At 36.7% G+C, this 23,408-nt stretch carries 19 protein-coding genes; 6 read left to right on the forward strand and 13 right to left on the reverse strand.

Features of this window, described 5'->3' with window-relative positions:
- Nucleotides 1–302: 302 nt before the first annotated feature.
- The gene (locus tag VK90_RS20775; protein WP_048375078.1) at nucleotides 303–1,700 is read left to right on the forward strand and encodes a M28 family metallopeptidase; all 1,398 of its coding nucleotides are present in this window, start codon (nucleotides 303–305) and stop codon (nucleotides 1,698–1,700) included.
- A gap of 466 nt (nucleotides 1,701–2,166) precedes the next feature.
- Here the strand turns inward: VK90_RS20775 and VK90_RS29125 are convergent, their stop codons facing one another.
- The 3 genes from VK90_RS29125 to VK90_RS20795 form a co-directional block, all read right to left on the reverse strand.
- The gene (locus tag VK90_RS29125) at nucleotides 2,167–5,871 is read right to left on the reverse strand and encodes a Cna B-type domain-containing protein (RefSeq protein ID WP_156185443.1); all 3,705 of its coding nucleotides are present in this window, start codon (nucleotides 5,869–5,871) and stop codon (nucleotides 2,167–2,169) included.
- A gap of 1,496 nt (nucleotides 5,872–7,367) precedes the next feature.
- Nucleotides 7,368–9,038: an arginine--tRNA ligase gene (argS, locus tag VK90_RS20790; protein WP_048374894.1), complete on the reverse strand. Its 1,671-nt coding sequence runs from the start codon at nucleotides 9,036–9,038 to the stop codon at nucleotides 7,368–7,370.
- Complete coding sequence (locus VK90_RS20795; protein WP_048374896.1) at nucleotides 9,038–9,475, reverse strand: DUF1934 domain-containing protein; 438 nt, start codon at nucleotides 9,473–9,475, stop codon at nucleotides 9,038–9,040. Before VK90_RS20795 ends, argS begins: the two co-directional genes overlap by 1 nt.
- A 202-nt stretch (nucleotides 9,476–9,677) precedes the next feature.
- Here VK90_RS20795 and VK90_RS20800 point away from each other — a divergent pair, with 202 nt between their 5' ends.
- A complete protein-coding gene (locus tag VK90_RS20800) occupies nucleotides 9,678–10,664 on the forward strand; it encodes a S66 family peptidase (protein WP_048374898.1) in 987 nt (328 codons plus the stop codon).
- A gap of 25 nt (nucleotides 10,665–10,689) precedes the next feature.
- On the opposite strand, the gene VK90_RS20805 is transcribed toward VK90_RS20800, so the two are convergent.
- Nucleotides 10,690–11,052 carry a YxeA family protein gene (locus tag VK90_RS20805; RefSeq protein WP_048374901.1) on the reverse strand — a complete coding sequence of 121 codons (363 nt, stop codon included), beginning with the start codon at nucleotides 11,050–11,052 and terminating at the stop codon, nucleotides 10,690–10,692.
- Between the two features lie 233 nt (nucleotides 11,053–11,285).
- On the opposite strand from VK90_RS20805, the gene VK90_RS20810 reads away from it, so the two are divergent.
- Nucleotides 11,286–12,323: a PTS sugar transporter subunit IIC gene (locus tag VK90_RS20810; protein ID WP_048374903.1), complete on the forward strand. Its 1,038-nt coding sequence runs from the start codon at nucleotides 11,286–11,288 to the stop codon at nucleotides 12,321–12,323.
- Nucleotides 12,324–12,475: 152 nt separating this feature from the next.
- Here VK90_RS20810 and VK90_RS31120 read toward each other — a convergent pair whose 3' ends face one another.
- The 5 genes from VK90_RS31120 to VK90_RS20835 all read right to left on the reverse strand — a co-directional run bounded on the left by VK90_RS31120 (nucleotide 12,476) and on the right by VK90_RS20835 (nucleotide 16,273).
- Nucleotides 12,476–12,604 (reverse strand): hypothetical protein, encoded by a 129-nt coding sequence (locus tag VK90_RS31120; RefSeq protein WP_048374905.1) that lies wholly within the window; start codon nucleotides 12,602–12,604, stop codon nucleotides 12,476–12,478.
- Nucleotides 12,592–13,464 carry an agmatinase gene (speB, locus tag VK90_RS20820; protein ID WP_002113102.1) on the reverse strand — a complete coding sequence of 291 codons (873 nt, stop codon included), beginning with the start codon at nucleotides 13,462–13,464 and terminating at the stop codon, nucleotides 12,592–12,594. Before speB ends, VK90_RS31120 begins: the two co-directional genes overlap by 13 nt.
- Nucleotides 13,465–13,682: 218 nt before the next feature.
- Nucleotides 13,683–14,510, reverse strand: coding sequence for a polyamine aminopropyltransferase (gene speE / locus VK90_RS20825; protein WP_000424696.1), 828 nt, complete (start codon nucleotides 14,508–14,510; stop codon nucleotides 13,683–13,685).
- 186 nt (nucleotides 14,511–14,696) lie between these two features.
- Nucleotides 14,697–15,860 carry an MFS transporter gene (locus VK90_RS20830; protein ID WP_002174404.1) on the reverse strand — a complete coding sequence of 388 codons (1,164 nt, stop codon included), beginning with the start codon at nucleotides 15,858–15,860 and terminating at the stop codon, nucleotides 14,697–14,699.
- Nucleotides 15,861–15,865: 5 nt separating this feature from the next.
- Nucleotides 15,866–16,273, reverse strand: a complete 408-nt coding sequence (locus VK90_RS20835) for a MerR family transcriptional regulator (RefSeq protein ID WP_002016353.1) — start codon at nucleotides 16,271–16,273, stop codon at nucleotides 15,866–15,868.
- 152 nt (nucleotides 16,274–16,425) lie between these two features.
- Between VK90_RS20835 and VK90_RS20840 the strand changes: the two genes are divergently transcribed.
- On the forward strand, nucleotides 16,426–17,151 hold the full coding sequence (locus VK90_RS20840) for a glycerophosphodiester phosphodiesterase (RefSeq protein ID WP_048374909.1): 726 nt from the start codon (nucleotides 16,426–16,428) through the stop codon (nucleotides 17,149–17,151).
- 101 nt (nucleotides 17,152–17,252) lie between these two features.
- Entirely contained in the window at nucleotides 17,253–19,304 is a 2,052-nt protein-coding gene (locus VK90_RS20845; RefSeq protein ID WP_048374910.1) for a transglycosylase domain-containing protein, read from the forward strand.
- 32 nt (nucleotides 19,305–19,336) lie between these two features.
- On the opposite strand, the gene VK90_RS20850 is transcribed toward VK90_RS20845, so the two are convergent.
- Together VK90_RS20850 and VK90_RS20855 are read right to left on the reverse strand one after the other, a co-directional pair.
- Complete coding sequence (locus VK90_RS20850; RefSeq protein WP_048374912.1) at nucleotides 19,337–19,846, reverse strand: YwhD family protein; 510 nt, start codon at nucleotides 19,844–19,846, stop codon at nucleotides 19,337–19,339.
- A gap of 25 nt (nucleotides 19,847–19,871) precedes the next feature.
- Nucleotides 19,872–20,546 carry a site-2 protease family protein gene (locus VK90_RS20855; protein ID WP_002174409.1) on the reverse strand — a complete coding sequence of 225 codons (675 nt, stop codon included), beginning with the start codon at nucleotides 20,544–20,546 and terminating at the stop codon, nucleotides 19,872–19,874.
- 112 nt (nucleotides 20,547–20,658) lie between these two features.
- Between VK90_RS20855 and VK90_RS20860 the strand changes: the two genes are divergently transcribed.
- Complete coding sequence (locus VK90_RS20860) at nucleotides 20,659–20,844, forward strand: 2-hydroxymuconate tautomerase (RefSeq protein WP_001147171.1); 186 nt, start codon at nucleotides 20,659–20,661, stop codon at nucleotides 20,842–20,844.
- Nucleotides 20,845–20,882: 38 nt separating this feature from the next.
- Here VK90_RS20860 and VK90_RS20865 read toward each other — a convergent pair whose 3' ends face one another.
- Nucleotides 20,883–22,187 carry an HD domain-containing protein gene (locus tag VK90_RS20865; protein WP_048374914.1) on the reverse strand — a complete coding sequence of 435 codons (1,305 nt, stop codon included), beginning with the start codon at nucleotides 22,185–22,187 and terminating at the stop codon, nucleotides 20,883–20,885.
- A gap of 145 nt (nucleotides 22,188–22,332) precedes the next feature.
- The gene (locus VK90_RS20870; protein ID WP_002174411.1) at nucleotides 22,333–23,271 is read right to left on the reverse strand and encodes an ABC transporter substrate-binding protein; all 939 of its coding nucleotides are present in this window, start codon (nucleotides 23,269–23,271) and stop codon (nucleotides 22,333–22,335) included.
- Between the last annotated feature and the right edge of the window lie 137 nt (nucleotides 23,272–23,408).

A 23,408-nucleotide genomic window follows, 5' to 3' on the forward strand; every position in this document is an offset into this window, starting at 1 on the left:
CATAGTTACCATCATATGATTCAAACATGAGAAAAGAAATCCTATAATGGATCCCTTTTCCCTACATAATCTAAAGTTTGGGTACACTAGATTCATGCAATGTAGGAGCCTTCAGAATAGAAAGCAATCCTTCATTTAGAATGATAGCATACATATCTCCGCTAAAAATATGTAAATATGCATATAGCTTCTTTATTTCTCAACTTCTAAATATTGAAAATTCAGACATGAAAAGATAAAATAAAGTCGTTATCCGTCTTCTTTTGTCAGTCAGAGAGAATAGAAGAATGGGAGAGGAAAAAATGAGAAAATCGCTGAAACAAAAAATAGTAAGCTCCTTGCTTGCTGTATCACTCGCCGTTAGCTTAGCTCCAATCGGACAAGCAAAAGCTGATTCCACGTCAGAAATTACACAGACCCCACCTATTACAAAACAAGTTGATGCAAGCCGCGCCATCGAACATATCCGTTTCTTATCCGAAACAATCGGTCCCCGTCCAGGTGGTACAAAATCAGAAGAGTGGGCCTCTCGCTACGTTGGTATGCAACTTAAATCAATGGGATATGAAGTAGAATATCAGCCCTTTCAAGTACCGGATCAATACGTTGGATTTATCGAATCACCATTATCCACAAAACGTAATTGGCAAGCTGGCGCTGCTCCCAATGCACTAATTTCTACAGAAGCTGTTACAGCTCCTCTTATCTTTGTTCAAGGTGGAACGAAACTAGATGAGATTCCAAATGAGGTAAACGGAAAAATTGTTTTATTCGAAAGAGGTGCAACAGCAGCAGATTATAATAAGCAAGTTGAAAATGCTGTTAGCAAAGGAGCGAAAGGTGTTCTTTTATACAGTTTAATTGGAGGTCGTGGAAACTACGGCCAAACCTTCAATCCTTACTTAACTAAAAAACAGTCTGTCCCTGTCTTTGGTCTTGCTTATGCTCAAGGAAATGCATTTAAAGAAGAAATCGCAAAAAAAGGGACAACAATTCTTTCCCTAAAAGCAAGACATGAATCTAATTTAACATCTCTAAATGTTATTGCTAAAAAGAAACCAAAAAATAGTACAGGTAATGAAAAAGCTGTCGTTGTAAGTTCACACTATGATAGTGTCGTTGGAGCACCTGGAGCGAATGATAACGCTTCTGGTACAGGATTAATATTAGAACTAGCTCGTGCTTTTCAAAATGTAGAAACTGATAAAGAAGTCCGCTTTATCGCTTTTGGTTCTGAAGAAACTGGTTTACTCGGCTCTGAATATTACGTAGAAAACTTATCACAAAAAGAACGTAATCGCATTTTAGGTGTCTTCAACGCTGATATGGTTGCAACAAATTATGATAAAGCAAAGAATTTATACGCTATGACTCCTGACGGTTCCACGAACTTTGTAACAGATGCAGCATTACAAGCAGGGAAACAATTAAATAATGATCTCGTTCTTCAAGGAAGATTTGGCTCTAGTGATCACGTACCATTTGCTGAAGTCGGTATTCCTTCTGCACTATTTATTTGGATGGGCGTCGATAGTTGGAATCCATTAATCTATCACATTGAAAAGGTATATCACACACCTCAAGATAACGTATTAGAAAATATTTCGCTAGAACGTATGAAAATGGCATTAGAGGTCATTGGTACAGGCGTCTATAATAGCCTTCAATCTACCGTGAAAACAGAACAAAAAGCCGCTTAATACTATTTCAAGCCACCGATTAATCGGTGGCTGTTTATTGAGAAAAAATAAATATGCATAAAAGCATATTTATTTTATGGTATTATCGCGTATAATTAAAATCGTAATATATAAATAAAAAATATATTTATTACATAGCATTATCATGTAGAATAAAAATTGTAATAATATTGATTACATCTAACAAGAGATTTTTCAATTATGAAAAAATTATTCTTGCAGTTTTGTTATCGCTTTAGAGCCACTTATCTCTATGAAAGCTGACCATATTACTGGGCCACCGATTGAGTCCAACTTGAAACTGTTCTCTTTTTTCTATAAAAAAAACCCTTCAGGTTGCATTCTTCCCTTCACTTTATCGTGAAGTGTTTTTGAATACTTACCTAAAGGGCGTAATATCAATAGTAATTCTTTAATTCATCTGCTACTCAGATTACAGTGTAATCAATAATCTAAAGCTTTTTTATTATTTTATTCGTTGACGAGCGAATAGGATTCCACCTAGAAGGAACAATACCATGCCTCCAAGAATTGAAATCATTTCTGCTGATTTCCCTCCTGTGTTAGGAAGCAATGTTGGCTTATCATTTTCTGTAGTTGGTGGAACTTTTGAATCGCTATTTTTGTCTGTATTTGTGTTTGGATCTTTTGGATCTGTGCTTGGATCTTTTGGATCTTTCGGATCTGTGCTTGGATCTTTTGGATCTGTGCTTGGATCTTTTGGATCTGTACTTGGATCTTTCGGATCTTTTGGATCTACATTTGGTTCTTCCTTGATTTTTGTATTTGTGATGTCATAACCTTTTACTTCGGATTTGTATCCCGCTACTGGTTGTTCTTTCACTTCATACTTGTACGCTACTCCGTTTGCATCATATACTTGTAGTTTTTCAAACGTGTACTTCCAGTTTGTTGCTTTACTTACTTCTTTCGTGTCAATTACTTGACCGTTTTGTAGTAAGTCTACTTTGATTGTGCTTGGACGATCTGTTGCGTTGTTATCGTTCCAAGCCTTTGTTCCTTCTACTTTCGTTTCGCCCACTTTTGTATTCGTGATGTCATAACCATTTACTTTTGATTCATATCCAGCTACTGGTTGTTCTTTCACTTCATACTTGTACGCTACTCCGTTTGCATCGTATGCTTGCAGTTTTTCAAACGTATACTTCCAGTTTGTTTCTGCTGTTACTTCTTTTGTGTCTACTACTTTACCGTTTTGTAGTAAGTCTACTTTAATCGAGCTTGGACGATCTGTTGCATTGTTATCGTTCCACGTTTTCGTTCCTTCTACTTTTGTTTCGCCTACTTTTGTATTCGTGATGTCATAACCTTTTACTTCGGATTTGTATCCGTCTACCTGTTGTTCTTTCACTTCATACTTGTACGCTACTCCGTTTGCATCGTATGCTTGTAGTTTTTCAAACGTATACTTCCAGTTTGTTTCTGCTGTTACTTCTTTTGTGTCTACTACTTTACCGTTTTGTAGTAAGTCTACTTTAATCGAGCTTGGACGATCTGTTGCATTGTTATCGTTCCACGTTTTTGTTCCTTCTACTTTCGTTTCGCCTACTTTTGTATTTGTGATGTCATAACCTTTCACTTCGGATTTGTATCCGTCGATTGGTTGTTCTTTCACTTCATACTTGTATGCCTTACCTTCTGCATCATATGCTGCCAAATCTTTGAATTCGTATTTCCAGCCTGTTGCTTTGCTTACTTCTTGCGTCGCAATCACTGTACCATTTTGTAGTAGATCTACTTTAATCTTTTCCGGACGATCTTTCGCATTATCATCTTTCCACGTTTTCGTTCCTTCTACTTTTGTTTGGCCTACTTTTGTATTTGTGATGTCATAACCATTTACTTTGGATTCATATCCTGGTACTGCTTGTTCTTTCACTTCATACTTGTACGCTGCTCCGTTTGCATCATATGCTTGGAGGTTTTCAAATGTGTACTTCCATTCTGTTGCTGCTGTTACTTCTTTTGTGTCTACTACTTTACCATTTTGTAAAAGGTCTACTTTGATCATTGTCGGACGGTCTGTTGCATTTCCGTCTTTCCATGTCTTCGTTCCTTCTACTTTTGTTTCGCCTACTTTTGTATTTGTGATGTCATAACCACTTACTTTGGATTCATATCCTGGTACTGCTTGTTCTTTCACTTCATACTTATATGCTACTCCATTTTCATCATACGCTGCTAAATCTTTAAACTCATACTTCCAGCCTGTTGCTTCACTTACTTCTTGCGTCGCAATCACTGTTTCTTTTTGTGCTTGTGAGTTATCTTTTTGTACTAAATCTACTTTGATTGTTTTCGGACGATCTGACGCATTGTTATCGTTCCACGTCTTCGTTCCTGCAACTGATGTCTTACCTACTTTTGTATTCGTGATGTCATAACCATTGACTTTAGATTCGTATCCATCTACCGGTTGTTCTTTCACTTCATACTTATATGCTTTTCCGTCTACATCGTTTATCGCCAAATCTTTAAATTCATATTTCCAGCCTGTTGCTTCGCTTACTTCTTGCGTCGCAATCACTGTACCGTTTTGTAGTAAGTCTACTTTAATCATCGTCGGACGACCTTCCGCATTTCCGTCCTTCCATGTTTTCGTTCCTTCTACTTTGGTTGTTTGTACCACTTTTGTATTTGTAATGTCATAACCATTTACTTCTGTTGTGTATCCATCTATCGGTTGTTCTTTCACTTCATACTTGTATGCTTTTCCATTTTCATCGTATACCACTAAATCTTTGAATTCATATTTCCAATTGTTTGCTGCTGTTACTTCTTTTGTTTGAATCACTGTTCCATTTTGGTATAAGTCGACTTTGATCTTTTCTGGACGACCTGCTCCGTCTCCATCCTTCCAAGTCTTCGTTCCTGAAACAGATGTAGTTTTCACTTTATTTGGAATATCCAGTTCGACTCCAATTTCATCATCTGATTTTATTTCAAACTCTACTTTTTTCTGAGGATCGAAATCAATATAGTTTGGAGCTGAAACCTCTTGCACATAATATTTACCTGGTGATAATTGAGGAGTTTCAACTATCCCTTTTTCATTTGTTTTATATTCGCCCCCAACTTGTTCACCAGACTCTTTATACAACTTAAACGAAACATTCGGGATTACTTTTTCTTTATTCCCTTCAATATGTTTAACAATTTTCAGCTTTCCTTTTGGAACCTTGTTACCAGTAGCACCACCGCCAGCTGTCATATTTTCGACTGGGTAACTGCCCGATTCATTAACTGGCTCTTTATTTACAACTTGGTAATCAATCGTATAATCATTCTTAAAAAAATCTTGCTTCATTCCGGCTTCCGTTATAGTAGATGTATAACCAATCGAAAAGGCGGTAAGACTTGCTTTATCCTTATTAAGCACAACTTTAAATGATCGGTCACCAGTAAAGGTAATTGTTCCATAACCTTGCTTTTCAAACTCTTGTAGCGTTAAATATTGACGACCTAAATCACCATCTACACTTATATAGAAACTATCCTTATTAAGTGTTTGGCCTTCCTGTAAATTATCAGTCACAACAATATCGCGACTTAACTCTTCTTTATTTAAGTTTATATTCAAGAACCAACGTACTTCATTGTCCTTACCTGAGTTCATATCACCAGTTTTATAAAAAAACGGTCCCGTTCCAGGATCTGTACCACCACCACTACTTGGACCGGTAATTGTTACAGATTGCTTATCTACAGTTGTACCGAAATTAGTTTCAATCTCTTTCTTTTCATCCGTTCCTACATTAGTAGCTTCCACGAAAAAGTTTAAATACCCTTGAATATTTTCATATGTATCCACTTTATCATTAAATGTACATACCACAGTGCCTCCTGTAACTTTACAAGTACCATAGTCATTTAATGGAAACTCTCTATCTAATCCTTTTAATTCTGGAGGCAGTGTTAATGTTAGTGTGTCTCCAGGCTTCAGCCTAAGTCCATCTTTTTCACTAAAGTTTACAGTTACTTTAGTCCGTTCTGTGGTACTTAGATTTGTTTTACCAATCTGAAAACTATCCACAAGTCCTGCTGTGTTTAGTTCTTGTGCATTTGCTACTATAGGTAAAAGACTCTGGCCTATAGTAAACATAAAAATCATTATAATCGAAAAAATTGAAGTTATCCTTTTTAAATACATGCTTTCTGTTATCCTCCCTATAAAATTAAATGTTTCTAGATTCTAGGACAAATATACTATGACAAAGATTCTACTATTCAATGTCATTAAGCCACTTTACTAAAATGTGTTTGATAGCCATTATCATCTTTTTCTCTTTTTTCAACCCTTCTATTATTTAGAAACTTGAAGTTTGACTCTTATATAGATGCATCTAATTTCTCCGACATTTTACTTCTGGCCTATACCGTTTAACAAAAACAGATACAGGACAGGAAAAATCTTGATAAAGAAATTCAAATTACAAGTACACATGAACGGACCACAGAATAACTGCAAAGCTAGAAGAAGGCAATTCGAAAAGCATTCACGATAAAACTCATGACAGTCATTCATCTTATTATGCCGTAGGATTTCCGAAATTTCTTCATACCGAGCGCACACGTTTGCCCTATAAACACAAAATTTCATTGCTGACAGATATGGAAGAGCCACTTCACGGTAAATATGCATTTGGTCAACTTCCTTACTTATCCTCCTAAAGAATAACAAGAAGTGCAATCTATAATAGAATGTAGCATATCAGCCGAAGAAGATTAAAACTGTGAAACATACTTGGATACTCGTATTCTAAAAGGTGTTATTGAAGATGCATTTCTGCCATTATGAGTTGAGGTGAAATTGGCCATAGGTTAAAATGTTTTGTGTTTAGTTACACAACCGACCTACACACCTAAACAAGTAGAACAAAAAGCGTTCCACCGCCAGCATTATATAATTAAAAATGCTCTGGATGAAGTATTAGTTGCCTATGCAAGATGAACGCCATATTCTCCAAATTTAAATACAGTGGAACGAATTTGGGAATAACTAAAAAGAGTATGATTGTCGACTGATTTCATGTAAATCGTATAGAAATACGCAATTCAGCCTTTTCATTTTTGGAGTATATAAATGAGTGTCGAGAAAAAATACTTTGCCTACTGGGTTCCATGGCTATGTCGAAGAATTAAAATGAGCTTATATATGATGATAATATTAAAACAGAGAGATTTATATCCTTTCATTATTTTTATCAAATCATAAAAACTTTAATTGTACTATTTTTAAACATAACCCCCTAGTTTCTTGACTAGGTTGGAAGTTTTCATGATCAATTACTAATTGTTTAAATACTTGGTTAGATGAATCGTTATTTTAGTATTTGGCCTAGCTGTAACAATGGTTTTTACAACAATCACACCATTTCCCAGTAACTTTCCACCAACTAATAATACATATGCTGATTTTTGGAAATTTCACTCCCAACACCCTATTATTCTAGAATTCCCCCTAAAAATCAATAGTTAATTGTTAGTTTTCTATTTTCACTTCATCACCATAACATATATTTAGAGTAAAAAACTGCAACAGAAAAAGAGATAGCTTTGCCATCTCTTTTTATGCTTCAGCTTCCCTTCATCAAGCCGTACGTGCGGTTCCTCTCATACGACTTTTCGGTACTTTTCTTTTGTCTATTACATTTTCTCTGGTGCAGATACTCCTACGATTGCTAATGCATTTTGAAGTGTAGTGCGTACTGCTTTCATTAATTCGTAACGAGCTTTACTTAATTCTAAGTTATCTTGGTTTAATACTTTTTCTGCATTATAGAAGCTGTGTAATGCTGCTGCTAATTCAAATGCATAACTTGTAATGCGGTGTGGTAGACGTTTTTGCGCTGCATCCGCAACTACAGCTGGGAATTCACCAAGTTTTTTCAGTAACTCTACTTCTTTCTCGGAAGTAACAAGTTTGTAATTCACATCCCCGCCTGTAGCTAATCCTAACTCTTCACCTTGACGAAGGATACTGCATACGCGAGCATGAGCATATTGTGCATAGTACACTGGGTTTTCATTAGATTTTGATACAGCTAAGTCCATATCGAAGTCTAAATGAGAATCACCGCTACGCATTGCGAAGAAGTAACGCATTGCGTCCACGCCTACTTCTTCCATAAGCTCACGAAGTGTAACTGCTTTACCTGTACGCTTACTCATCTTCATTTTTTCACCATTTTGGTACAGTTGTACCATTTGGATGATTTCCACTTCCAGTGTTTCTTTATCGTAACCTAGCGCTTGAATAGCAGCTTTCATACGAGGAATGTAACCATGGTGGTCAGCACCCCAAATATTGATTAGCTTATCGAAACCGCGCTCTAATTTGTCGCGATGGTAAGCAATATCTGGCGTTAAGTATGTGTAAGAACCGTCGTTTTTAATTAATACACGGTTTTTGTCGTCACCGTAAGTCATTGAACGGAACCAAGTTGCTCCGTCTTCTTCAAAGATTTCTTCACGCTCTTTTAATACAGCAAGAGCCTGATCAATTTTTCCGTTTTTGTATAATGATGTTTCTGAGAACCATACATCAAATTTAACACGGAAGCTTTCTAAGTCTTTTTGAAGTTTTGCTAACTCATATTTCAAACCATATTCACGGTAGAATTCATAGCTTTCTTCAGCATCAGCTTTTGCATAACGATCGCCAAACTCTTCTGCTAAACGTTTACCGATTCCAATGATGTCCGCACCATGGTAACCGTCTTCTGGCATTTCTTTCTCTAAACCTAAAGCTTGCATGTAACGAGCTTCAACTGAAAGAGCTAAATTATGAATTTGGTTACCAGCATCATTAATGTAGTACTCACGAGATACATCGTATCCTGCTTTTGCTAATACGTTACATAAAGTGTCACCTACTGCCGCACCACGTGCATGTCCTAAGTGAAGGTCACCTGTTGGATTCGCAGATACGAACTCAATTTGTACTTTTTCACCTTTACCAGTATTCGTTTCACCGTAAGCTTCACCAGCGTTGACGATTGTTGGGATTAAGTCTGTTAAGTAGCTATTATTCATGTAGAAGTTAATGAAACCAGGACCAGCGATTTCAATTTTTTCAATGGAAGCTTTTGCTTTATCGAAGTTTGCAACTAATTCTTCTGCAATCATACGAGGTGCTTTTTTTGCAACGCGTGCAAGTTGCATTGCCATATTTGTAGAGAAGTCACCATTTGTTTTATCTTTTGGAGATTCTAATATGACGTTTGGGATCTGTTCTTCTGTCGCTAATTCTGCCTTTAATACAGCAGCTTGAATTTCTTCTTTAATCAATCCTTTTACTTGTTCTAAAGAATTCATTATTTTGCCTCCTTCAAATTAATTGTAATTGTATATCTGCCAGCTTCTTGTTTACTTAGAAGCAATGCGTACGTTAGGAAGAGTTGTCCTTTTTTCTTTTCATCCGACCATTTAAAAAGAACATTATCAGTTTTCGTTTGCAATGCAAACGTACCAAGTTCACTCGTATACGTACCAGTTGTCCATTCACCTTTCACATGCGTCTGACGCATAGAAATAGCACCTGAACGCATAATGAGAACTTGTTCATCTTGAATTTTAATAATTGTTTTCACTTCGCCTTGTTCGTTCGGCTCTTGGAATGTTACATATGTACCTTGACCTTTTACATAGTATTGACCATTTGCTTCAAAAGCAACGGTTTCCTTCCTCGCCCCTTCACGGATTTCTGTTACGAAATGAACGTGTACCGGCAAGCCTGCAAGTTGTTTCTTCACGTCTTGCACACCTTTCAAATGTTATAGATATTAAATACTACTTATAATAAATCACTTTTCCTATCATATCAAAAAAAGACTCTGTCTGTCTGCTGAAAAATCAGGAAAACTCCTTTTCAAAAAATAATTCACTTTCACTTTATTTCATATGATAAAATATTTCTCAAATCTAAATATTCTTTCATTTCAAGGGGCGAATCTAATGTTACCAACAAAATTAAAAAAAAGTGATGAAATAAGGGTTATTTCACCGTCTTGCAGTTTAAGTATTGTCTCCACCAGCAACCAAGAGCTTGCCACGAAAAGATTGACCGACATGGGATTTCACGTTACGTTCTCAAAAAACGCTGATGAGATAGATCGCTTTTCTTCATCCTCTATTTCTTCGCGAGTTCAAGATCTTCATGAAGCATTCTCAGACCCTAATGTAAAAGCAATTTTGACGACACTTGGAGGGTACAACTCTAACGGTTTATTAAAACATCTTGATTATAATTTAATTCGTAAAAACCCGAAAATTTTATGTGGCTATTCTGATATTACTGCTTTAAATAATGCTCTTTATGCAAAAACAGGCTTAATTACATATTCAGGTCCTCACTTCTCCTCATTTGGAATGGAGAAAGGGCTCGATTATACGACCGATTACTTTTTAAAGTGCTTAACTTCTAATACGCCTATTGAAATACTGCCGGCTGAAACGTGGAGCGATGATTCTTGGTATATTGATCAAGAAAATCGAGGGTTTATTAAAAATGAAGGATATGTTTCGATTCAAGAAGGAGAAGCAACAGGAACTATTATTGGTGGCAATATGAGTACATTTAATTTATTGCAAGGTACACCATATATGCCAAGCTTACGAGATAAAGTTTTATTTCTTGAAGAAGATAGTTTAACGGGAAAAGCTACACTTAAAACTTTCGATCGATATTTACACTCTCTTATGCAGCAAACTGATTTTGAATACGTAAAGGGCATTGTTATAGGAATGATGCAAAAAGGAGCGGAATGTACGATAGAGGACATCCAAGAGATGATTGCTTCAAAACCTGAGCTTAAACATTTACCTATCATTGCAAACGCAAGTTTCGGACATACAACTCCAATTTTCACTTTCCCAATTGGCGGGCATGCAAAAATTATTTCTAACAAAGAAAATACATCTATCACTATTTTAACGCACTAAAAAAGGAGCGAACGATTCGCCCCTTTTATGGTTTTTCTATTTTTTGCAGTGCTTTTTGTGGAATTGAATCTTTCGGGATTTCAGCCCACCCTTTTCCTTGCATACCTTTTGCATAAATTTTTATAAAAGCACCTGTATGCAATTCACGATTCACCATTCTTTTAATAACTTGTAGCTTTCCGTCTTCTGTATATCCATTAAATGTATACAAATATTCATCGCCTTTTTTCTCACCTTTATCTATAACTGCATAATAATCTTGTATTTCTTTATTTGAAAAGAAGTTGTCTACAAAAGCATGCACACCTTCTGTTTTTGAGTTTAAATAATATGCTGTACCACCTAAAATAATGGCGAACACAGCTAAAATTTTAATTACTAATTTCATACATGCGCCTCCTGTTTGCACTTCTTTCTCACTAACCGTATGTCTATACCTGTATTATACGAAAAATGGCATACTATACTCTATCGAAATGTCTTACACTTCCCTTACATTATTGTAAGGGTCTTTCACCTTACAACAATTTCCCAATAATTTTTTTTCCGTTTAACGAACTTTTATATTATTATTGAATGATACAAATTTTTATTACAAAAATCAAAGGAGACAGTTTTCAAATGGCTATCTTGCAAGGTTTAGCACTATTACTCGTTGTACTTTGTCTGTTTACACTTTTTAGTTACCGTGCTCCTTACGGAATGAAAGCGATGGGTGCTTTAGCTAATGCAGCAATCGCGAGCTTTCTTATTGAGGCGTTTCACCGTTATATTGGTGGAGAAATGTTTCATAATGACTTTTTACAATCGGTAGGAGAAGCTTCTGGTAGTATGAGTGGTGTCGCAGCGGCTATTTTAGTAGCGCTGGCAATCGGTGTTTCACCCGTATACGCTGTTTTAATTGGTATCGCTACTAGTGGATTCGGCATTTTACCAGGATTTTTCGCTGGATACGTTTGTGCATTCGTCGTGAAATTTCTCGAAAAGAAATTACCAGCTGGTGTAGAATTTTTAGCAATCTTATTTATCGCTGCACCAATTTCACGTGGAATGGCGATGCTTATGGACCCTCTCGTTAACGCAACGCTCGGAAAAATCGGTTCTATGATTTCAATTGCAACTACAGAAAATCCTATTATTATGGGCATTATGCTTGGTGGATTAATAACAGTTATTTCTACATCTCCATTAAGTTCTATGGCACTAACTGCAATGCTTGGCCTAACAGGTTTACCAATGGCCATTGGTAGTCTTGCCGTAGCAGCTTCTGCCCCAATGAATTTTATTTTCTTTAAACGACTAAAAATTTGTTCAAAGAAAGACACAATCGCTGTCGCAATCGAGCCTTTAACACAAGCCGATGTTGTCTCAGCAAACCCAATTCCTATCTATATGACAAACTTTGTTGGCGGTGCGCTTGCCGGTATTATCACGTCGCTATTCCAGCTCGTTAATAATGCACCAGGGACAGCATCACCAATTCCAGGACTTCTTGTCTTATTCGGATTTAATGACGTTATAAAAGTAACGATTGCTGCCGTATTATGCGGAATCGTTACCACAATTGTCGGATACATCGGATCCATTGTGTTCCGCAAATACCCAATTCGTTCTGCTGATGAAATTCGTGGAATTACTTCGAAAGAAAAAGTTGCATAAGAAAAAAGAGCCATTCTCATCGTTTGAGAATAGCTCTTTTTTGATGTCGCGTGACGATAAATGAAATTATATCAGCGATTTTCCGAATATATCGACACAGAACGACAAAAATAAAAGCCTCCTAGTCGTCTAGGAGGCTTCCGCTTTTATTTCTATCCAGCTACAGTGGCTAGAATGCTCGGTGGCTTCACTTCTTCCTTCGAGGCAAAAAGCGCCTCTACGCCTGAAGCTCCATCCCCCTCACATTCTAAACGAGCCGCTTCCGCTTTTATTTCACCCAACCGAGCAGCATTTCCCGCACGAATTTGCTTGCTGCGATTGGTGTTTGATCGCTATGATCGTAGACTGGAGCTACTTCTACTAAGTCTGCCCCTACTACTTTTATATTTGAATTTGCAATTGCTACGATGGATTCTAATAGTTCTTTAGATGTAATACCGCCAGCTTCTAATGTTCCTGTTCCAGGAGCATGGGCTGGGTCTAATACATCAATATCGATTGTGACATAGACTGGGCGTCCTGCAAGTTTCGGTAGTACCTCTTTTAACGGTTCTAATACGTTAAATTTATATAAGTTCATACCTACTTCTTTTGCCCATTCAAATTCTTCCTTCATTCCAGAACGAATTCCGAAAGAATATACGTTTTCCGGACCAATTAAATCGCACACTTTACGAATCGGTGTAGAGTGGGATAAAGGCTCTCCCTCATACGACTCACGTAAGTCAGTATGAGCATCCATATGGATGATTGCTAAATCCGGATATTTTTTTGCCATTGCCTTAAAAATTGGCCAAGACACTAAGTGCTCACCGCCGAGACCTAGTGGAAACTTACCGGCATCTAATAGTTTTGCTACATATTCTTCAATCATGTCTATGCTGCGCTGTGGATTCCCAAATGGTAATGGAATATCACCCGCATCAAAATATTTTACTTCTTCTAGTTCACGATCTAGATATGGACTATATTCTTCTAGTCCAATCGATACTTCACGAATACGTGCAGGGCCGAAGCGAGAACCTGGACGGTAACTTACTGTCCAATCCATTGGCATCCCGTAAATAACTGCCTCTGACTCTTCAAAACTTGGATGACTTTTAATAAATACTTTACCTGAATAAGCTTCATCAAAACGCATATTCTTTTCCTCCTTATGTGGAACTTAAGGTATCCCAACCTTTCATTATTTCTCAAATTTGGAGCCTATAGCTCCTCTTTCTCGATTTACCTGCGCCTTCTTTTTATCATAAGAAGACTACTTCATTTGTAGCAGTGTAAGTAACTAGCATGTTCAAGCCTTCTAGACAAACACCTTAAATGAGTTACTTACACTTTATTTATTTCAATTTAACGCCCTTACTTAATTAAATCTCCAACAAACTTAGGTAATGCGAATGCTGCATTATGCAGTTCTTTTGTGTAATATTTCGTTTCAATTTCATGGAAACGCTCTTCACTTACTTCTAGTGGATCATGTTTTTTAGATCCGATTGTGAATGTCCAAAGTCCACTTGGATACGTTGGAATGTTTGCTGTGTATAAGCGAGTAATCGGGAAGATTTCTTTTACATCTTTAAACACAGTTGTAATTAGTTCTGGTGTAAACCAAGGGTTGTCCGTTTGTGCAACGAAAATACCATCTTCTTTTAACGCTTTAGAGATTCCAGCGTAGAAGCCTTTTGTAAATAGGTTTACTGCTGGACCTACTGGCTCAGTAGAATCTACCATAATTACATCGTATTCGTTCTCGCTTTCTGCGATGTGTAGGAACCCGTCTCCTACTTTTACTTCTACACGCTCATTATCTAATGCACCTGCAATTGATGGTAAGTACTGCTTAGAGTACTCAATTACTTTCCCATCGATTTCAACAAGTGTCGCTTTCTTCACACTTGGGTGTTTTAATACTTCACGAATAACACCGCCATCGCCGCCACCAACAACTAATACGTTCTCAGGGTTTGGATGTGTAAATAAAGGTACGTGTGCTACCATTTCATGATAAACGAACTCGTCTTTTTCAGTTGTCATAACCATGCCATCTAAAATAAGCATGTTTCCAAACTCTTCCGTTTCAACCATATCAAGCTTTTGAAATTCTGTTTGCTCCGTATGTAATGTGCGGTTAATACGCGCCGTAATTCCAAAATGTTTTGTTTGTTTTTCAGTGAACCATAGTTCCATCGTACAATCACGCCTTTCGCTGCAAATTTATAATAGGGACATCATTAATGTCCCCTAACAAAAATAAAACAAAACATCCAAAAAGTATAGTTAAAAGTACAAAAATACCGAAAATATATTTTAGTCAGAGCGTTCTAACATCTATGTGAAAAGGGGTTGTCCTGTAATAGGAAAGAAAACCCTTTCTTAAGAAAGGGTTTTTGTCTCTACTTCTACTGGTTTACGAATCGGAACTAAGATTATAATACAACCAACTAATACAACAATTCCACCAACTAAAAATGGGCTTTGCGGCGAAACTATATGACCGATGACTCCTGATAAAATTGGAGCAATCGCGCCCCCTAACCAACGAACGAAGTTATAAACACCTGACGTAACAGATCTTTCATAAGGTGAAATATCCATTACATAACTTGTATATAATGCATTATTTAATCCTGATGTTAATCCAGATAGAACAATTAATACGATTTGTAACCACATAACTTTTACGAAGAATAGTGCAATTAATAACATCGCAAATACGAGCAAACTACCTTTTAACAATGTTTTCGGTTCATATTTACCTTCCAGCTTATGTGCTAATATTGCTGAACCATAAGCTAACGCTAATCCCCATCCACAAAATACAAACCCTAATTGAATAGCAGATAAATGCATAATAAGTGGTGAATATGCTAGCACGACGAAAAATCCGTAGTAGTATAACATCCCTGAAATGGCACCTTGCATAAATGGCTTATATTTCACCAAGTTAAGTAATTCTCCCACACCAGCTGCTTTACGCTTCACTTTTCGCTCCGGCTCTTTTACAAAAAAGAAAACTAAAATAAATGCTAAGAAAATTAAAATACTCGTCGCAAAAAATGGATAACGCCAAGAATGTCCACCTAATATACCGCCTAGTAACGGCCCACCAGCCATCCCTAAACCAATGGCTGCTTCATATAGTCCTACTGCTTCATGAACTTCTTTACTTAATGCAATTAATAATGTCATTGCTGTTGCGAAAAACATCGCATTTCCTAATCCCCATCCTGCGCGGAAAAGAGATAATTGAGCAATCGTTTGCGATATGCCGCATATGAACGCAAATACAGTCACAATTGCAAGACCAATTGTCATCATTCTCTTATCACCAAATCTTGATGCAAATATACCGGCTGGCAACATCATAATTGCCATCGTTAAAATATATGCTGTAAATAACATTTCAACTTGCCAATGCGTTGCACCTATTTTCTCAGCAATAATCGGCAAAATTGGATCGACTACCCCTATACCTGAAAAGGCAAGGAAGGTAGCCACTACTGTAATCAATCTCCCTAGTTTTTGTTTACTCTCCATTTTGATTACTCTCCTTTTGTATTCTCTAAAAATGTAACTGCTCGACTTAAACTATCCTCTAGCTCTGCCTTCACGCGCTGCATTTGCTCCATTTTCTCGTCTAACGTTTGCACTTGTTTTTCAAGCATCTCTTTAATTTCTTGAATAACTTCACGATCACGAGGATTTTCACTATTTCTTCTTTGTTCCATTCTTTCTTTTAACGATAAGAAATGCTGCATTTCTTGAAGTGTGATTCCTAACACTTCTTTTGCTTCTACAATCCTTTTAATTCTTGCAATATCCTCATCTGTATACAGGCGAATATTCCCCTCACTACGCTCCGGGGGATGAATTAAACCAATTTCCTCATAATAACGAAGTGTACGTTTTGTTAAACCAACTTGTTTTGTTACTTCATCAATTTTATACATGTTTATTCCTCCCTTCACTCGATTATTACATTTTACGTTAACGTTAACTTTTGTGCAACTGTTAGACTTTTGTAAATGTTTGTCCTATTCAATTGTATTTTTCTCAAAGCAGTTTCATAATGAAAGAAACGAAACGATAAGGAGATTTTCAAATGAATAAACCACTTATTTTCGCTCACCGCGGGGTAAAAGGAACACATCCAGAGAATACAATGATCGCCTTCCAAGAAGCTGAACGCATTGGTGCTCATGGAATTGAACTTGATGTCCACCTATCAAAAGATGGTGAACTTGTTGTGATTCACGATGAAACAGTCGATCGTACAACAAATGGTGTAGGACTTGTATCTGAAAAAACGGTAGAGGAATTACAAGCTTTAGATGCCGGTAGCCATAAAGATCCTTCTTTCCATGAAGCAAAAATTCCAACGTTACGCGAAGTATTCATTTGGCTATCTACAACAAATTTACAGCTCAACATTGAATTAAAAACAGATGTCATTCACTATCCAAATATCGAAGAAAAAGTTGTTGCTCTTGTTCGTGAGTATCATCTATCCAATCAAATTGTATTTTCATCATTTAACCATGATTCTGTTTCATTATTAGCAACAATTGCTCCAGAAATTCCAAGAGCGATTTTGTACGATACACCACTTGCCGATCCTATTGCTGAAGCAAAAAAACGTGAGGCAACTGGATTACACCCAAACTTTCAATTATTAACGGAAGAGTTTGTCCAATTAGCACAAGGGCAAGGATATGTATTCCGCCCTTACACCATTAATGAATCTAAAGATTTACAAACTATGATTGATTATGGCGTAGATGTCATCATTACCGATTGGCCAGCACGTGCTTTTGAGCTCCTTTCTTAAGTGAAGGGGCTCTTTTTATTTTAGAAATTTCATTGTTTAAAATAAACCAAAACCCTCAATACTAATACAATAATGCTTGTATTAATGAGGGGCTGAAAAAGATGGATCAAACTATGAATCCAAAACTTAAAAAATATAAACGTCTTTTCTTCACCATAATGTTCTCTTGTGTTCTTTTTTTCGTTTTTTCCTTTTTCATTATCATTATAGCTGCAAAAATCATGGGACCTCCCCCTGTTGCGGTTCCACAAACAAGTGTCTTTTACGCTAACGATGACACTGTTATAGGACAAAGTAATGAAATGCAAAAACGCTATAATGTATCTCTCGATGAAATTTCTCCTTATGTAAAAGAGGCGACACTCTCTATTGAAGACCAACGTTTTTACAAGCACCATGGCTTTGATATGAGGCGCATTGCCGGTGCCATTATTGCCGATTTAAAAGCAATGGCAAAAGTACAAGGTGCTAGTACTATTACACAACAGTATGCTCGTAACCTTTACTTAGATCATGATAAGACGTGGAAACGTAAACTATTAGAAGCAATGTATACCATTCGTCTTGAAGTAAACTATAATAAAAATCATATTTTAGAAGGATATTTAAATACAATTTATTATGGGCACGGCGCTTACGGAATCGAAGCCGCGTCTCGTCTGTATTTCGATAAAACGGCAAAAGAATTAACATTAGCAGAAGCTAGCATGCTAGCAGGTATTCCGAAAGGACCCAGCGTTTACTCTCCTTTTTTAAAAGAAGAACGTGCTAAAGGGCGTCAATCTCTCATACTAGATGAAATGGTAGAACAAGGATATATTACAAAACAGCAAGCAGCCTCGGCAAAAAAGGAAACTCTTACATTTGCCTCATTGGATACGAAAAAAGTAGCAGAGATTGCACCTTATTTCCAAGATGCTGTACAAGCTTCTCTTCTTCGTGATATCGGATTAGATGAGCAAGCCTTACAGCGAGGTGGCTTACGTATTTATACAACTCTAGACCCTAAATTACAATCTGTAGCAGAGCAAGCTGTAAAAGATCATATACCTGAAACAACAAACATACAAACTGCCCTCGTCTCCATGAACCCAAAAACTGGTGAAGTGGCTGCCCTTGTTGGTGGAACCGATTATAATACGAGTCAATTTAATAGGGCTACACAGGCCGCTCGTCAGCCTGGTTCTACATTCAAGCCATTCCTATATTATGCGGCCTTAGAACGAGGATTTACCCCTGCTACACGCTTAAAAAGTGAATATACTGTATTTACTTTAGGTGATGGTGTATCAAAGTATAAACCGAAAAACTATAAAGATTATTATGCAGATGATTTTGTAACGATGGCGCAGGCTCTAGCAGTCTCTGATAACGTATATGCTGTGAAAACGAATTTGTTTTTAGGAGAAGACACACTCGCAAAAACGGCGAAGCAATTCGGAATTACAAGTGCATTAAAAGACGTTCCTTCTCTTGCTCTCGGTACATCTCCTGTAAAACCAATTGAAATGGTGAATGCTTATAGCATGTTCGCAAACGGTGGAAAAGAAGTAAAACCTATTTTTATTCGCCGCATTATGGATCATGAAGGGAATATGTTATACGATGCTCATTTGGAGAGTAAGCAAGTTCTCGATAAGAGCAAAGCTTTTGTGATGGAAGAAATGATGACAGGTATGTTTAATAAAAAACTAAGCAGTTATGCCGCTGTAACCGGTCAATCAATGTTATCAAAACTATCAAGAACATATGCTGGAAAGTCTGGTTCTACCGAAACTGATAGTTGGATGATTGGATTTACCCCCCAACTCGTAACTGGTGTATGGGTTGGATACGATCAACCTAAATCAATTTCAAACCCAGCAGAACAAGGATATGCGAAAAAAATATGGACCGATACGATGGAAAAAGGCTTAGATGGACAGCCTAAAAAGGATTTTAAACGACCAAGTGATGTCGTAGCAGTCGACGTTAACCCTGAAAACGGCAAAATCGCTACAAAAAACTGTCCAATTTCTGTAAAAATGTATTTCGCAAAAGGTACAGAGCCGACTGAATATTGCATGGATCACGTTGATGATAAAGAAGAGTTTGAAAAGGCTAGTGAAGAAAAGACTAAAGCAAGTTGGTGGAAGAAATATCTCCCGTGGTAAAAAAATAGCTGACGGAAACCCGTCAGCTATTTTTATTCACCTAATAATGCATGACGCAATTCTTCACTAGATTCGTTCCAAATTGCTTCGTTATGCTCTTTTAAAAATGCACCAAGTACTTTTTTAGATGATTCATCCATATGGTCAACCATAATGTGACGCTTTAATGATTTATCCATTTTGTTTACATGCTCTGGAAGTGATTTATATCCGCGGCGAATTTCACGGTCTACTGTCATTTCACAAGCTGTTACACCTGCATAATGAGCACCGGTTGCCGTTCTTTCAATCGTTACCCAAACAAGCCAAAATGGTTTTCCGTTTGGAACTTCATCTTTATTTGTTAAAAACTTAATTCCTTTTTCTACTGTGCTACGCGCATGCATCGCACCAATATCAACGAACGCAGTTTTTTCTAATACATCAACAAATACAGGAGAAATATTTTCTAGACTTAATGCTCCAACTCCAAACCCACCATGTCCATCTGTTGAGTCATTCTTTACAATATTAAAACCAATCTTTTTCTTTTTCTCTGTCATATGTAACTTCCTCCTCGCTTAATGATTATAAAAGCCCGAAAATAGGCGCAATGATATTTTGTAAAAATACTAATACATACGGAATAACAACATTGAAAATAGGCTGAATTGTGTAATTGCTAAGCGGTGTAATAACAAGAATTAACAAAGCAATTGATCCATACTTTTCATACTGAGTCATTTTTGCACGCACATTTGCTGGTGCTAAATCTTCAACAACGCGATATCCATCAAGTGGTGGAATCGGTAATAAGTTAAATACAAGTAAAACAATATTAAGCATAATAAAAATTTGGAAAAATTGAGCTAACGTATCTGCTACTGCAAATGGAATGGAATCTAATACTCCAAATGTTAATAGGCTATACCAAATAATTAAACCTATTGCACTTAAAATTAAATTACTTATCGGTCCTGCAATAGAAACTAATATTCCTGCAAGACGCGGTCTTTTGAAATTATACGGGTTAACAGGCACTGGTCTTGCCCAACCGAATCCAAGAATTAATACAGCAATCATCCCGATAGGATCTAAGTGAGCCATCGGCGATAATGTTAAACGCCCTTGTTTTTTCGCTGTATCATCTCCAAATTTATATGCAACATACGCATGTGCAAATTCATGCACAGATAGCGCAATAATAATTGCCATTGCTACCAACGGAATTTGGTGCAACGGGTATCTAAATAACTGATCCATACTTCATCTCCTCTTCCATATGTCAAAAAAAGAAAATATTTGTTTTTTCGATTGTTCTTCCTCATAATCCGCTATAATAAGAGTGTAACTTACATAAAAGGAGCGATTGTACATGCCATACGTAACAGTGAAAATGCTAGAAGGACGCACAGAAGAACAAAAGAAAGCTCTTGCTGAGAAAGTAACCGCAGCAGTAAGCGAAACAACTGGTGCTCCTGAAGAAAACATCGTTGTTTTCATCGAAGAAATGTCTAAAAACCATTATGCAGTTGGCGGAAAACGCTTAAGCGACAAATAATTTCAAGTTTTTCATAAGAAGCAGCCATTAGCTGCTTCTTATTTTTTTCCTTCTAACAACTCGATAATTCTTTCTTTATATTTTCCTTTTCTTCCATCTTCATAGATTAAATCATGCGGATAAAATAACTTTTGATCCGTTCTCTTCTTACCCGTAATCGCCTCAACAATATCCGATTCACGTGAAAGCTCTCTAAGTTCCCCGTTAGGCATAAGGAGTAAGATTGGCAGACGCTCTTCTTCTTCTCCTGCGCGGTAAAAGTCATACGGTAAATCCGATGTTGAATCAACAACTAAATAATACTCTGGATCTAATCCAATCTTTTTAAATAAGCTACTTAGCTCCATCCAATTATCTAAACCGTGCCTATCCGTAAACTCTACATACTTAAATAGATTTCGATTCATAAATCGGCGGCATAAATCACTTAAAATTGGATCTTCTTCGTCTTGCCATACTTGGAAGTAATAATACATAACGTTCTCGTCTAGCTTTAAATAATCCTCTACTGTTACCTCTTCTTCAAATAAAGAGTAGAAGTGAACAGGATGATATTTAAAAGTATAGTACTTCTCATGCAATGATTTCGCTCGATGTAAAATCTTCGTTAAAATAACTTCTGCACTACGCGTTACCGGATGGAAATATACTTGCCAATACATTTGATAACGGCTCATAATATAATGCTCTACAGCATGCATACCACTATTTTTAATGACTACTTGATTCCCATATGGACGCATGACACGCAGTATACGTTCCATATCAAAGTTGCCATACTTTACACCTGTGAAATAAGCATCTCTTAATAAATAATCCATACGATCAGCATCAATTTGGCTTGAAATCATACTAATCGCTAGTTTATTAGTAGATGTTTTCGCAATTACATCTGCTACCTTTTGTGGAAACTCCTTATCAACACGGCTTAACACATCATTAATTTCCGTATCGCCAACGATAATCTTTTGCGTAAATTTCTCATGATCTAACGAAAATACTTTTTCAAACGAGTGAGAAAATGGGCCGTGGCCGACATCATGAAGTAATGCCGCACATAAACATAATAATCTATCTTCAGCATTCCAATTTGGTCTGCCATCAAACACATCATCAATCATACGACGAATAATTTCATATACACCTAACGAATGAGTAAAGCGACTATGCTCTGCACCGTGAAATGTAAAAAATGTCGTTCCAAGCTGCTTAATACGGCGCAAGCGTTGAAATTCTTTCGTTCCGATTAAATCCCAAATAACACGATCACGCACGTGCACATATTTATGTACTGGGTCTTTAAACACTTTTGTTTCGCTGAGTTTGTCGTTTAAATATACCACCTTCCGACATCCCCCTTTCTTTACTGCATTCTTACTATATATTATAAACGATATAGGAAACAGAAAGAAATGAAAGACTATATTAATTCCTTGTATATAAAGAAAAATCACTTTTACCGAAGTAAAAGTGATTTCTTTTTGTATATTATTTTCCTAAAACAAACTCAGCAACTTCGTCTAAGATCATTTCTTTACCTAGTGGGAAGTATCCTTTGTTTAGGTCTTCATTGCTAATTGTGAATACGTGATTGTTTTTAACAGCGTTCATGTTTTTCCAAATTGATTCTTCTTGGAATTCTTTTAGACGCTGAGAACCGTCACCAGTTGTAAATACGAATAAGTAATCTGGGTTGTAATCGATTAAAGCTTCTTTTTGTACTTGTACTAGCGGTTTATCAGTTGGTGTACCTTTAACTGCTGGTAATTTTAAGTCATTAAAGATTACGCTACCGTAACCGTAGTCACCGTATACGCGGAATGCATTTGGATATGCAGCCATTTTCATGAATGTTGCATCGCCAGTTTTTGCGATGATTTTGTCATGTAATTTGCTTGCTTTTTCATCATACTGCTTGAACCATTCTTTTGTTTCTTTCTCTTTACCGAAGATTTGACCTACTTCTTCGAATTTTGGACGCCATTGGTCTAGTGGAGTTTTTAACATAACTGTTGGTGCAATTTTAGATAATTGATCGTAGATCTTTTCTTGACGATTGTTTACAAGAATTAAATCTGGTTTTGCAGCAGCTACTGCCTCAATGTTAATTTTATCGCCCCAAGCAGAACCAACTGGTTTTACACCTTCTAATTTCTTCGCGATATGTCCATCAATTTTTTCTTGTGTTGTATTTGCAGTAATAATCGGTTTCATACCGAAAATTAATAATTCTTCTGTTGAACCACTAAGGTCAGCGATTTTCTTTGGATTTGCAGGAATTTTAATTTCCCCTTTTGCGTGTTGTACAGTGCGCTCTTCAGTCTTCGCATCTGCTTTCTTTTCTTCTTTGTTAGAAGAACAAGCCGCAAATAGTACAGAAGTAACAACTAGTACCATTGCTAATAGTGCCGTTTTAAATTTCTTCATATTCCCACTCCTTCTAGCTGTATTTCTCTTATAATTTGCATTTAACTATAAGAAACAAAAACAACATTTAATTAATATATTTTTATTAATTGTTGTTTATAGCCCATTCTAACGGGCGTTCAACTTCCCATTCATCA

Source organism: Bacillus sp. LK2 (assembly GCF_001043575.1).
Classification (GTDB): domain Bacteria; phylum Bacillota; class Bacilli; order Bacillales; family Bacillaceae_G; genus Bacillus_A; species Bacillus_A paramycoides.